This is a genomic window from Vibrio albus, assembly GCF_003144035.1.
GTDB lineage: Bacteria > Pseudomonadota > Gammaproteobacteria > Enterobacterales > Vibrionaceae > Vibrio > Vibrio albus.
Genome location: NZ_QFWT01000001.1, coordinates 153,757 through 167,189, shown reverse-complemented (window position 1 = coordinate 167,189; position 13,433 = coordinate 153,757). Strand labels below are relative to the sequence as shown.

Genomic DNA, 13,433 nt, shown 5'->3' with positions numbered 1-13,433 from the left:
GCCCCTCAATCGAGGGGCTGACTTCATCAGTTTAATCGTGGCAAACCAGTTGCCATATCAATCATTCTGGATTGTGCTACCTGAGCAATCTTCGCGATTTCATCAATAGAGAAAAGTCCTGGCTCGCTAAGCAGGGTGCAGATCCGGTTCTTGGTTACCACAAAGGCATCATTTGGTACCTGGTTCTGATGGACTACTTGCCCGTTCTCAATGGTCAACATAAGTCGGGTAGAGTAAAACGGAACATGATCCGATGATGGTAGAGCAGGGCGGATATCGAGAGAGTTAATAAAGTCGATAGCTTCCTCAAATTGCGACTGAAGCAGATCGCCATACTCACTGACGCTGAAGTGGTTATAGATGGCCATGTACACTTGCTTATGGCTCTCGCCGTCATTTTTTGCTTTAGTTCCGACTGTCTTTCTGATTTTCAGCTTTTGCTCGCTGGTTAGCGTGAGGGGCTGAGATACTAACGAATCAAATGCTCTGATAACTTGAAGATGGAATTTAGCGCTAATCCACATTGCATAGGCGTAAACTAGCTCTTTGCAGACCCATGTGCCTTGTTTGTTTCCGCCACGATTAACCTCTAGAGCGTTGCTCAGATCTGAGCAACGGTTTATTTCACCGACCAATTCTTGAGTTGACTCTAAGCGAATAAAGTTTGCAGGCTTTTGGCTCTGATTTGCGCCGGAAGCTTTGTGGAGATCGTTTAGAGAAAAAAGATTATTACAGGTTCGTACTGATTGGTTAAGAATAGTTAGTGCGTTCATAATGAGACTCCTGGTAGTTATCAGAAGCTCACCTTCATAGGTACCAATCTATGGGTGGTGAGCTGAACAAGGTTGGTACTACCGTCTACCAGGAAACGGCCAGCCTTTCGACTGCCTCATCCAGCCCACCATAATTTAGGTGTGCTGATTTTACGCAATAAAAAACCAGCAGAAAGCTGGCGTCTTATACGCCTGATAAACGATTCGGGGTACCAATCCCGGCACTAGATTTTGCCAGTGCACTTAAAAGATATACATACACAGATAAATAGTCAATCCCATCTATAGTGATGTTCTGCATATTCTCAGATGGCATCGTTGTGAGGCTGGTTGAATAATGTATTTTATTGATCCATTTTTTATAGAGAGAGCATGCGATGCAAAAGTGTGAGATATGTAACTCAGCCAAACGAAAGTTGAGATTTAACACCGATAGGCTGAAAATATGTCCTTGGTGTATAAACTTTTTAAGTAATACTCATGTAGACCAAAATATCATATTAAAAGAGTTTGATGAAAAAGTAGAAGAGCATGTAAAGAGCAAATATCTTCCATCACAAATGGCTTACTTTAAGGATAAAGCAAGAAGAGATCTCGGCATCAAAAAAACACCTACTTTTTTTGAATCATTGATCAATCATAAAAGAATAAATGAACAGGAAATCAAAATAGGTAGCCTAGTCGAGAAGATGTCAACGGATTTTGTTAAGGAGAAACAAGAAGAGCTTAAACATCTTTTTTTGACTGGGGATGACAACAGACCAAAAGAAATTAGCTATATCAATTACGATACGGGTGCTACTGGTTCATCTGAATTAGTCAGTCGTAATCGAGTGAAATATATTAATGCTGCAAGCAAAGGAATCATAACTGGCAAAAATGCTACCATGAGGCCAAGCGAGCAGGACTGGATGGAATTGAGGAAGGAAGTTTTAGACTTAGATCGTTACCGGTGCAATATTTGTGGGAAAGTACCAGAAGAAAAGCATATTCATCACATTATTCCCATATCAAGCCACGGTAGTAATCACATAAATAATTTAGTTACCTTGTGTTACAAGTGCCACAATAATCAACATAAAGGCTTCACAGTTACAAGATAATGAAATGGGTGATTTCAAGCCCCGCTATATGGGGCTTTACTGGTAGGAACTATTCGATAGAAATAACGCAGGAATTGTTAATCCAAACACCACCTTTAGACTGGCATTTTTTTGCTTTTTCAAATTGCGAGGCGATATCTTTATTTGTTTCAGCCTTAGCCGACTTTACTACCTCAATTTTGGCTGGTTTGTAATTTGAACAGTCATACACCTTCCCATCAATCTGCGAGATCGGATTCATCTTTGAGTAAGTAATGAGAATCGAGGTAGCATTTGGATATTTCGCTGCATTATTTTTGAGATCAGCCATAGCTATATCCAACCCAGCAGGGCCGCCCCAGATAGTTGAATTCCCGGTAGCATTCCCTAACAGCTCGCAGTTCATTGTAGCAATTACTCCGCCATCTCTTATGACAGATAAATATCTAGCTTCATCGCTCATCGTTGTAGAACAGCCAGAGATTGCAACGAGCCCGCATACAGCCAATAGACGTTTCATAATTATCCTTAGTATTATTATTGAACTGCATCCAGTTTATTATCTGCTCTGGAGATAAACAACCGTACACATGAGTTAATTAGGCTGGGTTAGGATTTTACTTTCGCTACAGCCCGAACCAGAGACAATATTGACGACTTCAGTTCTGGCTCAAGCTGTTCCCATAACAGTAAGAACTCAGAGGCACTATTCCCAAGGCCGCAGCTATCAACTTCGTTCAGGCTCAATGCGACAGCCAGGTTATCGCACATTTCCAGCGTCATAGGTTGTCTCCCGGATAGCACCCGCTTCAATTTTGACTCATCTATTTCTGTCATTTCAGACAAACGAGAATAGGAGATCCCCCGATCTCTTAATATTCGCCTGATGAAGACCACTTTTGGATGCACTTATTAACAGCCTTAAACCCTTGTGTTACACCTACTCACATTTTAATGCGGCTACGCCAGTAAGGCAGGGGCTGTTATCGAACTGGTTTTACAACAAAGTTCACCAATCGAACCAATTAGTTAAATTGGGCTAAATATCAATAGACACTATTGTGCATATGGTTAATTATCGTGTTTGAGCTTAATTTGGAAGTTTAAGCCAACGTCAAAAAGGTATAGGTTGTATGTATAATAAAATTCAAAAATTAGAATTCATCGCCGATGAGGCGAGCATAGCCGTGTTAGCCCTGTCATCAGAACTGGTAGGGGAGCACGAAGGGATAAACGCGCTAATAAAAAGAATGGAAGAGGTGGGTAAAATTGCAAGGAGGTTAATTGAGATAGAGACGCTCAAAGCAAGGAATGGATGAGCTGGCTATCACCACCCTAAAGTAAAAGGGTCGCAAAAGCGGCCTTTTTTGTGTGATTAATGCGTCCTAATTGCGTCCAAATTAGAGCGCATTGTTTTTAAAGTTTATTAATTACAATTAGTTACGAATAGGGTCTCAGAACCAAAGAAGAAAAAAGTCGGTTGGTGTTCGGTTTTCATGGATTTTCCAATATTGGTAGTGATTTCATACAGGTTATGTTTATACCCATCGTGGGGAGTATCCTATAGTTGGACTCGGGTACGCAAGGTAAAAGGCGAAATATCCTATCCCATGACTTAGGTAAATGAAGGAGTTAAATGAGAAACCGTTAACATTTTTGAGGAAATTATTTGGTAGAACTCTTTTATCTTTTAAAATATTAAAAACCAATTACACCGTGGATAGTGGAAGGTAAGTGAACCATACGGTAAGATTGCGTAATTAAAAAAGGAGTCATTAATGGTAGATCCGCTGTTTCGTCAATCATTCCTATATGATGCATTAGTACTGGATAGGGATATTCATCCGGGGCAAATGCAACTTAGCTCGGGTGCTTGTGTTAACGTTCTCGGCCGGGGACTGGTTGAGGTGGTACCTCCCAGAGTAACGGAAGAGACTAAGCATATTATTCTTTCGGCCGGTATTCATGGTGATGAAACGGCACCGATGGAACTGCTTGATCTGATTTTGGCGGATATCCTTAATGAAACCGTAGCAGTAAAAGAGCACTGTCTTTTTATGCTGTGTCATCCGGAAGCGACGGCTCAGCATTCTCGTTATATCGATGAGAACCTGAATCGCCTTTTTAATAAGGAGCAAAAGGAACAGAGCAAAGAAATGCAGATATCGCAGGTATTAAAATCTGTGGTTCAGGGATTTTTTGAATCGGTTCCGGAATCTAACCGCTGGCACCTGGATATGCATTCGTCCATTCGTCAATCTCATCACTACACGTTTGCAGTTAGCCCTAAGGTGAAGAAGCCAACCCGTAGCCGCGAGCTTATCTCTTTTCTTCAGAAAGGGGCTGTCGAAGCGGTATTACTGGCCAACGCACCTGCCAGTACTTTTAGCTGGTTCAGCGCAGAGCATTTTGGTGCTCAGGCCTTAACGGTAGAGCTGGGGAGAGTGGCTCCTCTCGGGCAGAATGATTTAATCAAACTGACAAGCTTTGAACTGGCGTTGAGAGGGTTGATAACGGCAGAACTTAGTCACCTTGAGGAACAGCCAATTGAGACGTACCGGGTAACTCAGACCATTAAGCGAATGAGCGAAGATTTTGGGTTTAATTTTGCTCAGGATGTAGAGAATTTCACCACGTTTGAGCATGGTCAGGTGTTGGGTCATGATGGTGAGAAGCTGCTTTTTGCTAAGAGTGATGATGAAGCCGTTGTGTTTGCGAATGATAAGGTTGCCATTGGTCAGCGTGCGGCATTGATGGTCTGCAAAGTGGAAACCCGCTACGAAGAAGATCAGATAGTCTACGATTAAGCATTTTACCCTTCCTTTATTTTCTCCGGTTCAGATATCTTCTCTACATATATAAAAAAACGCCTTCTTCAATAAGCGAAGAAGGCGTGAATGCCTAACGAAAGCAGAACGAGAATGTATCACTTCTACTAATGCCAATTACATGCCAAATAGTGCATCCATTCTAACTTATTGATTTTTAATAGGGCGAGTGAAAGCTAGGTGCTTACTATGCCTATTTGTGCACAGCAGAGGTGCAGGTTGCTTTATTTTGGCGCTCAAACAAGCAGTTATGCGACATTACATTGTCTGAAAGACAACAAAGATGGCGATCTTTGTCTATACTTGTCGGGATGACAGTGAATGACACAAGGAGGTGGTGACTGCCATGAATATGAACCTGACTTATATTCCTGCAGGAAAAGTGCTTGTTGAACCCGATACAGAGGATGTTTCTGTTGTGATTCAGGATGGGCTGAGCAAGTTTCTTCTCGTGGCATCTGAAAATGCTCAGCTTTATGTCCGGCATCATAACCCTGAGGCGTTGCACCAGTATCGGGTGGCTCTAAGGTATTCGCGCGCTTTGTTAAAATCCAACAGAAACTATATCCCATCGGAGCTGTTTCAGTTCCTTAAGCAGTGTTGTAAAGATTTAACTGAACCAACAGGGCGGTTACGGGATCTCGAGGTATTTGGTGAGCATTTAAAGGAATATACTGAAGATCTCCCAGAGTTCTTTCGCGACGGAGCAAGACATATGCAGAGTGATTTGCATTGGGAGGCCAATAAATACCGGCAGAAAATTCTATCCTGGTTTTTGAGTAATGGATTTCAATCTCTGCTTGCAGAATTTTCTCAAAATATTACGAATATATCGATTACAGTGCCACGGGATGAATATTATCAGTACCAAAGTAATCAGATAAGGAAGTTACATAAAAAGGTATCAGCCATGTTTTCAGAGCTAGATACACTGTCAGTCAGTCAGCTACACCAACTTAGAATCATGGTTAAAAATCAACGCTATATCGCCAGTTTTTTTCCTAACCTGTCAGGGAACATAGATATTGGCAGTCATAAAAAGATCCAGACAGCACTTGGGTTAATTCATGACTATGCCATGCAAAGAGATTTTGCCATCGAGTATATCGAACAGAAACAACAGGATGAAAAGAACCTGAAAGCAATCGCATTATTTACCGGCGGTCTGATTAGTTATCTAAGTTTTCTGGAAAAGGAAAAAGTAGAGCAAATCAAACATCATGGGCTTTGAGGCTGTCAACGCCACCACACCTCCCCTTGAAAAGGGGAGGTGACAAGCAGATAGAAATTTCTACTTAGTTTTTAGCGGAACTTAGTGGAACGGTACAATCAGCATATCCACACCAATATGTTGCATCACTTTTTTCGCTGATGACATAAACAGATGCCAGAAATCCTGATGGTGTCCGCATATAAGCAGGTCGATATTATGCACCTGAACCGCTTTTTCCAGTTCATCATCAATATGACCGCTACTGATCAGAGTTGCCTTGATAGGGTAATCAGAACCGTCTTTCAGGCTGGTTAACAATTCCTGGGCATTTTTCATCACCAGGCTGTCCAGACCCTGTTCTTTATCCAGCTGTCTTGCGACGATCCTTTCTGCCTTTGTCTCTGTAAAGCTGACATCAACATGAATCAGTGATAATTCCGCATTCAGTGATTTAGCTAATTTTGTCGCTTTTTCCACTAGCTTTCTGCTTTCGTCGGTTAAATCCACAGCAACCAGAATATGTTTATAGCTCATATTATAGCCTCCGTACTGCGCTGCCCTATTTAAGAAAAATGAGAGTTAAATACGACTATTCACCTTAATATTAGTATGGATACTTGTATCAATAGAAATGAAACGATCTTTTTTTCCGGATTCTCATTTTAGGGAGAGGGGTGTGAATGGAAATGGAAGAGGAAGTCATGGTTTGTCAGGTGTCAGTCTGAGGTGTGATTCAGCAAGCAGACATTGATCAATATCTGCTTGCTGTCGGTCACTTTTATAAATTAACTAAGCTTAAATTTACCGACAATATTAACCAGTTCCTGATTGGAATCGGTCAATTGGTGAGTACTGCTGGCGGTTTCATTACCATTGTGTTCCAAAGTCTGGATCATCTCCTGAATCGCCGTCATGTTACGGTTTATTTCTTCCGTTACCGAACTTTGTTCTTCTGCTGATGTGGCTATTTGTGCAGTCAGATCGTTTATATCAATGACTGATTCAGACATGATATCCAGAGAATTCATCACGTGAGAGGTGGTTTCCGCTGTCTGTTCACAACTGTTTTTCGTCACGTCCATTGCGGATACCAGCCCGTCACTGCCCTGGCGTAGCTTACTCAGCATTCCGTTAATTTCATCCGTACTTTTCTGTGTTCTGGCGGCCAGAGCCCGAACTTCATCCGCTACCACCGCAAACCCACGGCCCTGTTCACCGGCACGAGCGGCCTCTATAGCGGCGTTCAGTGCCAGAAGGTTGGTCTGTTCAGCGATATCGCCAATCACAGTCAGAACGGAACTGATTTGTTCTGTATCACTGCGGCTATTCTGAATCGATTTCGCCATATTATCGACTTCTTCAACTAATGCTGACACACTGGCTACTGCCTGTTGAACCACCTCTTTAGACTGGTCGGCTTCATCACTGGTACGCTGTGTCTGCTTAGCTGCGTCTGCAGCACTCTGGGCAACGGATTCGGCTGTTGAACTCATCTCATTGATTGAGGTCACCGCCATTTCCATTTCTGCACTATGCGAATTAAGCAGTTCTTTGTTCGATTCGGATTGACTTTCCAACAGTGCGATTTGTTCACTTATTTTCCGGCTGGAAGCTGAAACCTGAAGCATCATATTCTGCAGGTTTTCAATAAATCGGTTAATGCCCTCTGCGATTTTTCCCAGATCGTCATTGGTTTCAACGACCAGGCGGTGAGTCAAATCGCCGCTACCGTTAGCGAGGTCAGTAATTACGTTTCTTAGCGCAACGACTGGCTTCAGAGTCTGGTTCATCAAAATAATTGTCAAAGGAATAATCAGTACAGCAGCAATAAGCAGAGAGCTTGTAATGGCTGCATTCAGTTCGCCTGCATTATCTTCAATGTAATGTTTATCGATATAACCGTTAAGCTGCCACTGCTTTCCTTCCAGATCAAAGACATTGGACACCGGGATTAAATCACTACCGGTTTTATTTGAGAAAACCACCGTACCATTCGGATCCTTTAGCTCTACGTAACTTCCTTCAATGGTTGATTCCGACAGCAAATCCTGGACATTGCTTAAATCAACCCAAAAGATATTACCTGCATTTCTGCCAGTCGGAACCGTAATAGACATCAGAGGCTTATCGTTTTCAAAGAAGATGTCACTCATAACGGTTTCGTTATTTGCATTTTTGATCTGGTCAACGTATTTCTTCACGGCTGCTTCATCTTCAATAGCACCATTTCGGTCAAAGACGAGATCAAAAGACATTTTCATAATATTGGAAAAGCCGGTTTTTTGCGTGATTTCGTCAATCTGGGTGATACTGAAGTTCAGCCCCTGTGCCAGTAACACATTATTACGCATGTCACTGCGAAGCTTATCTTTCACTAAAGACAGTTGCGCTTTAATGTTTTTACTATCGTTTTTTTCTATGTAATCGCTGATAACAAAATTAGAAGTGAGATAGGCGGTGAGTACCGTGACGGAAATGATGGTGACAACAAGAGCGATAAGTTTTGCCTTAAAGGAGACTTTTTTCATAATACATATCTGGCTGTTGGTGAGTATGAATATCTATAATCGGAAAAACTTCATAATAATGAAATTTTTAGTAAATAATCCGGACTTTTATCACAAACCATATGCTTATCAGTAAAATAAAGTGATCGCCCCCAAGAAAATAAAAAAATCTTTCTATTTTTATCAATAGATAGGGGCTCTTCTCACTTTTGAGACTTAACACGTAAAGATGAACTGGGTTATGCCGCATTTTTTTCATCGTTTTTTCTACCATTTCCATGCACAAAATGGTTGCCAACAAAAAGCAAAATATGATAATTTCGCGCGCAATCTCGGAGCAGTTAAATCTGTAATCTCTGGGGGATACGCGAGATGACCATTAAAGCTGGTGACGTCTCGTAGGGTAGGTATTGGTCCGACTCTAACGGACTGATAGACGGGATACTTTGCTCTTCCGAGTAATAGCTAAGGACAGGTTTTGTTCTCACTCTGAAACCACAGGGTGTATAGCGATAGGAGCATTAAAATGGGAAACCCAACATTGTTACCATTAATCAAACTTTTCAAAATCAGCTTCGTTCTTCCAAACTGCAGTATTATTACTGAGCCTTGATTTTTACTCTTTTTAGCTAGCAGAACGCTAGCATCCTGTGCCTGTATCGACGGTTCGGTACGGGTCAATTCGCTTTGCAGCAACGGTTTTGCCTGAAAAATAGTCAAAAACTTACCCGAATTCTCGGATATAGAGCGTATTTCAGTCAGATAAAGAATAAACAATTACAGAATAATAGGTGTCAGAGATGAGTACTGCATTCCCTCTGGAAACAATGAAAGAAAATAATCCATTTGATACAACTACACCACAAGTCACTGGTGTTTATGATCTCACGCCGGATCAACTGCTTCTCGATCAGGAGCAGCATGAATCTGAAGTACGCTCATACCCGCGTCGTTTACCGCTTGCGATTAAACGTGCGTATGGGGCGCTGGTTGAAGATACCCGAGGTCAGGTTTTCCTGGACTGCCTAGCCGGTGCCGGAACCTTGTCTCTGGGATACAACCATCCGGAGATTAATCAGGCACTGAAAGACCAGCTTGATACGGGGTTGCCTTACCAGACTCTGGATATCACCACTGAAGCGAAAGCTAACTTTATTAGTAAGGTAAAAGCATTTCTGCCGGAAGAGTTTGCTGAAAATGCAGCGATTCAGTTCTGTGGCCCGTCAGGTGCCGATGCAGTAGAAGCGGCGATCAAACTGGCAAAACAAACCACTGGTCGTAATACCATGTTTGCCTTCCGTGGTGCTTACCATGGCATGACCAACGGTACTATGGGCATGATGGGCAACCTGAGTACAAAAGCGCGTCGTACCGGTCTGATGTCCGACGTTCACTTTATGCCGTTCCCGTACAGTATCCGCTGCCCGTTTGGTATCGGAGGCGATGAAGGTGCAAGAGCTGGTATCCGCTATATCGAGCGTATGCTGGGGGATGATGAATCCGGGATCATGAAACCGGCTGCGATCATCGTTGAACCGGTACAGGGTGAGGGTGGCGCGATTCCAGCACCAGCATTCTGGCTGCGAGAACTGCGCCGTATCTGCGATGAGCACGGTATCCTGCTGATTTTTGACGAGATTCAGTGTGGCGTTGGCAAAACTGGCTACCGCATGGCGTACGAAGAGTCTGGTATTAACCCGGATATTCTTTGTCTGTCAAAAGCGATTGGTGGCGGCCTGCCGATGTCTATTCTGGTCTTTAACAAGAAAATTGATACCTGGAAAGCGGGTGAACACACCGGCACATTCCGTGGGAATCAGCTGGCAATGGTATCCGGTGCAAAAGCACTGGAAATTATTGAACGTGACAATCTGGTTGATCACGCACATGTTGCGGGTCAGTACCTGCGTCATGGACTGGAAGGCATCCAAAGCCGTGTGAGCTGCATTGCGGATGTACGCGGTAAGGGCTTGATGCTCGGTGTTGAAGTGGTAAAAGCGAATGGCGAAACCAATAAGTTTGGTGAGCCTGCCGCAGATGGTGAACTGACACTGGCTATTCAGCGTGCGGCGCTGGAGCGCGGTCTGATGGTAGAAAAGGGCGGCCGTGAAGGGTCGGTAATCCGCTTCCTGCCACCGATGATTATCTCTTATGAGCAGATCGATTTTGCCCTGCGCACCTTTGAAGAAGCCATCAATGTTGCCGTTGCTCAGCAGGAGGCAAAATAGTGTCCTGGGAAAAGCATTTTTTACGCACCGGTCAGGCCGGTGCGGATACATACGCTGCCGTTATGCAGCATACAACAGCGGCAATCACGTCACTGTATGAAGATATCGACAAACCGTATTCAGGTATGGATCCGGCTCTGCTGGAAAAGAAAATCAGACAAATTAGTCTGGATGGCAGTAACAGCAACCTGAAGCGTATTGTAAGTGACACCATTGAGCTGGTGGGCAAAAACTCCATTTTTACCCAGCATAAAAATTGTATTGCGCACTTACATACCGTCCCATTGATGCCAGCCATTGCGGCTGAATCGATTATTGCGGCGTTAAACCAGTCGATGGATTCCTGGGATCAGGCGTCTGCAGCCACTTATGTTGAACAGAAAGTCGTGGACTGGCTGTGCGAGCGTTATGAACTGGGCGACAAAGCGGATGGTATTTTTACCAGCGGCGGTACTCAGTCTAACCAAATGGGCTTGTTGCTGGCACGTGACCGGGTGGCAGATAAGATCAGCGGACATTCAATCCAAAAACTGGGTCTGCCGGATTATGCGTCTAAACTGCGTATCATCTGTTCAACCAAATCGCACTTCACTGTGCAGAAATCTGCGTCAATGATGGGGTTGGGTGAAAGGGCCGTTCTGTGTGTGGATACCGAAGAAGACGGTACGATTCAGGTGCATGCGCTGGAAAAAGCCGTACGTGACGCTAAAGACGAAGGGCTGATCCCATTTGCTCTGGTGGCGACAGCGGGTACGACTGACCACGGAGCGATTGATGATATCGATGCGCTGGCAGATATTGCACAGAAAGAAGATATCTGGCTGCATGTGGATGGCGCTTACGGTGGTGCTCTGATTCTGAGTAGTCATAAGCATCGTTTGAAAGGCATCGAAAGAGCCGATTCAGTCAGCGTCGATTTCCACAAGTTGTTCTATCAGACGATCAGCTGCGGTTCGTTGCTGATTAAAGACCGAGCCAACTTTAAGTACCTTCTGCACCATGCGGATTATCTGAACCGTGAGCATGACGAGCTGCCGAATTTGGTGGATAAGTCTATTGCCACGACTAAACGATTCGATGCACTGAAAGTCTATATGACGATGCAGAGTGTCGGCCCGGACGCCTTAGGTGATATGTATGATCATCTGCTGGCTCAGACTCAGCAGGTTGCAGGCATGGTAAAAGGCTATGATGGTTTTGAACTGTTAGCTGAACCAGCTTTGTCTACTGTGCTATTCCGCTGCGTTTCCGAAAAGGTCGATATGAACAGACTGAATCAGCAGGTACGCCTTGAAGCATTGGTCCGCGGTATTGCGGTTCTGGGTGAAACGACCGTTGACGGGAAATCGGCACTGAAATTCACTATTTTAAATCCATGTCTGACGCTTTCAGACTTTGAGAACTTATTAACTGAAATTAAAAATCTGGCGCTGGAATTCGCGTCTGAACAATAAGGGTAACGAACTATGTCAATTCTACAAATTGGTGCTGGTGGTGTTGGTTGGGTTGTGGCGCATAAAGCGGCGCAGAACAACGATGTATTGGGAGACATCACCCTGGCATCACGTACTATTGGTAAGTGCGAAAAGATCATCGAATCGATTAAAAATAAAAACAACCTGAAAGATCCTTCCAAAAAACTGGAAGCGCGTGCAGTCAACGCGGACGATGTTGCAGCACTGGTTGCCCTTATCAAAGAAGTTCAGCCGGATCTGGTAATCAATGCTGGTCCTCCATGGGTAAACATCACCATTATGGAAGCGTGTCTGCAGGCTAAAGTTTCCTATCTGGATACCTCTGTAGCAGTAGACCTCTGCTCTGAAGGTCAGCAGGTACCACAAGCTTACGACTGGCAGTGGGAATTCCGTGACAAATTTAAAGAAGCAGGCATTACCGGTATTTTGGGTGCAGGTTTTGATCCGGGTGTAGTCAGCGTATTTGCAGCATACGCCGTTAAGCATCTGTTTGATGAGATCGATACTATCGATGTGATGGATGTAAACGCAGGCGATCACGGTAAGAAGTTTGCAACCAACTTTGACCCGGAAACCAACATGCTGGAAATTCAGGGTGACTCTTTCTACTGGGAAGAAGGTGAGTGGAAGCAAGTGCCTTGCCATACCCGTATGTTTGAATTCGATTTCCCACTGGTGGGTAAACATAAAGTCTACTCAATGGCTCACGATGAAGTGCGTTCTATGCAGGAGTTTATCCCGGCTAAACGTATCGAATTCTGGATGGGCTTTGGTGACAAATACCTTAACTACTTTAACTGCATGCGTGATATCGGTCTGCTAAGTCCGGATCCAGTTACTCTACAAGACGGTACAGTAGTTGAACCACTGAAAGTACTAAAAGCCATTCTACCTGATCCAACGTCTCTGGCACCGGGTTACACAGGTAAAACCTGCATCGGTACCTGGGTTCAGGGCACCAAAGACGGTAAACCGCGCAGCGTGTTTATCTACAATAACGCGGATCACGAAGTGGCTTACGAAGACGTTGAGCATCAGGCTATTTCGTACACTACGGGTGTACCGGCAATTACGGCGGCACTGCAATACTTCCGTGGCAAGTGGGCTGATGCCGGTGTGTTCAACATGGAACAACTGGACCCGGATCCATTCCTGGAAACCATGCCGGAAATCGGCCTGGACTGGCACGTACAGGAGCTGGATGTCGCTCAGCCGGATATTCAGATCCTTAAGTAAAAGGGCCGAAAATGTAGAATACAGAGCGGTCGTAAACTCCCTTAAGACTACAGAAAAAATACCATTACTTTTGTTTTCTGTAGTCTGTAAT

10 protein-coding genes and 1 pseudogene are annotated in these 13,433 nt (G+C 44.0%); 6 read left to right on the top strand and 5 right to left on the bottom strand.

The window, feature by feature from the left end:
- Positions 1 to 26: 26 nt before the first annotated feature.
- The gene (locus tag DI392_RS19525; RefSeq protein ID WP_181388330.1) at positions 27 to 773 is read right to left on the bottom strand and encodes a KilA-N domain-containing protein; all 747 of its coding nucleotides are present in this window, start codon (positions 771 to 773) and stop codon (positions 27 to 29) included.
- A 377-nt stretch (positions 774 to 1,150) separates the two neighbouring features.
- Here DI392_RS19525 and DI392_RS19670 point away from each other — a divergent pair, with 377 nt between their 5' ends.
- Positions 1,151 to 1,876, top strand: coding sequence for an HNH endonuclease (locus DI392_RS19670; RefSeq protein WP_219930875.1), 726 nt, complete (start codon positions 1,151 to 1,153; stop codon positions 1,874 to 1,876).
- A gap of 49 nt (positions 1,877 to 1,925) precedes the next feature.
- Here DI392_RS19670 and DI392_RS00625 read toward each other — a convergent pair whose 3' ends face one another.
- Positions 1,926 to 2,375, bottom strand: coding sequence for a DUF4156 domain-containing protein (locus tag DI392_RS00625; RefSeq protein WP_109317977.1), 450 nt, complete (start codon positions 2,373 to 2,375; stop codon positions 1,926 to 1,928).
- 89 nt (positions 2,376 to 2,464) lie between these two features.
- Complete coding sequence (locus tag DI392_RS19895; protein ID WP_281259813.1) at positions 2,465 to 2,752, bottom strand: helix-turn-helix domain-containing protein; 288 nt, start codon at positions 2,750 to 2,752, stop codon at positions 2,465 to 2,467.
- Between the two features lie 236 nt (positions 2,753 to 2,988).
- Between DI392_RS19895 and DI392_RS00615 the strand changes: the two genes are divergently transcribed.
- From DI392_RS00615 to DI392_RS00605, 3 genes are all read left to right on the top strand, one after another.
- Positions 2,989 to 3,174 carry a hypothetical protein gene (locus tag DI392_RS00615; RefSeq protein WP_109317975.1) on the top strand — a complete coding sequence of 62 codons (186 nt, stop codon included), beginning with the start codon at positions 2,989 to 2,991 and terminating at the stop codon, positions 3,172 to 3,174.
- Positions 3,175 to 3,633: 459 nt separating this feature from the next.
- Positions 3,634 to 4,662 carry a succinylglutamate desuccinylase gene (locus DI392_RS00610; RefSeq protein ID WP_109317974.1) on the top strand — a complete coding sequence of 343 codons (1,029 nt, stop codon included), beginning with the start codon at positions 3,634 to 3,636 and terminating at the stop codon, positions 4,660 to 4,662.
- A gap of 367 nt (positions 4,663 to 5,029) precedes the next feature.
- On the top strand, positions 5,030 to 5,914 hold the full coding sequence (locus tag DI392_RS00605; protein ID WP_109317973.1) for a CHAD domain-containing protein: 885 nt from the start codon (positions 5,030 to 5,032) through the stop codon (positions 5,912 to 5,914).
- A gap of 81 nt (positions 5,915 to 5,995) precedes the next feature.
- Here the strand turns inward: DI392_RS00605 and DI392_RS00600 are convergent, their stop codons facing one another.
- Positions 5,996 to 6,430, bottom strand: a complete 435-nt coding sequence (locus DI392_RS00600) for a universal stress protein (protein WP_109317972.1) — start codon at positions 6,428 to 6,430, stop codon at positions 5,996 to 5,998.
- 251 nt (positions 6,431 to 6,681) lie between these two features.
- Positions 6,682 to 8,424: a methyl-accepting chemotaxis protein gene (locus DI392_RS00595; RefSeq protein WP_245883886.1), complete on the bottom strand. Its 1,743-nt coding sequence runs from the start codon at positions 8,422 to 8,424 to the stop codon at positions 6,682 to 6,684.
- A 779-nt stretch (positions 8,425 to 9,203) separates the two neighbouring features.
- Between DI392_RS00595 and DI392_RS00585 the strand changes: the two are divergent.
- Together DI392_RS00585 and DI392_RS00580 are read left to right on the top strand one after the other, a co-directional pair.
- Positions 9,204 to 12,085 (top strand): annotated as a pseudogene (locus DI392_RS00585) (diaminobutyrate--2-oxoglutarate transaminase family protein).
- Between the two features lie 12 nt (positions 12,086 to 12,097).
- Positions 12,098 to 13,342, top strand: coding sequence for a carboxynorspermidine synthase (locus DI392_RS00580; protein ID WP_109317969.1), 1,245 nt, complete (start codon positions 12,098 to 12,100; stop codon positions 13,340 to 13,342).
- The last annotated feature ends 91 nt before the right edge of the window (positions 13,343 to 13,433 follow it).

Bases quoted from the DNA above. Each gene is read 5' to 3' on its own strand.
- DI392_RS19525 (WP_181388330.1), bottom strand. From the start codon at position 773: ATGAACGCACTAACTATTCTTAACCAATCAGTACGAACCTGTAATAAT.
- DI392_RS00600 (WP_109317972.1), bottom strand. From the start codon at position 6,430: ATGAGCTATAAACATATTCTGGTTGCTGTGGATTTAACCGACGAAAGC.
- DI392_RS00625 (WP_109317977.1), bottom strand. From the start codon at position 2,375: ATGAAACGTCTATTGGCTGTATGCGGGCTCGTTGCAATCTCTGGCTGT.
- DI392_RS00580 (WP_109317969.1), top strand. From the start codon at position 12,098: ATGTCAATTCTACAAATTGGTGCTGGTGGTGTTGGTTGGGTTGTGGCG.
- DI392_RS19670 (WP_219930875.1), top strand. From the start codon at position 1,151: ATGCAAAAGTGTGAGATATGTAACTCAGCCAAACGAAAGTTGAGATTT.
- DI392_RS00615 (WP_109317975.1), top strand. From the start codon at position 2,989: ATGTATAATAAAATTCAAAAATTAGAATTCATCGCCGATGAGGCGAGC.
- DI392_RS00595 (WP_245883886.1), bottom strand. From the start codon at position 8,424: ATGAAAAAAGTCTCCTTTAAGGCAAAACTTATCGCTCTTGTTGTCACC.
- DI392_RS00610 (WP_109317974.1), top strand. From the start codon at position 3,634: ATGGTAGATCCGCTGTTTCGTCAATCATTCCTATATGATGCATTAGTA.
- DI392_RS00605 (WP_109317973.1), top strand. From the start codon at position 5,030: ATGAATATGAACCTGACTTATATTCCTGCAGGAAAAGTGCTTGTTGAA.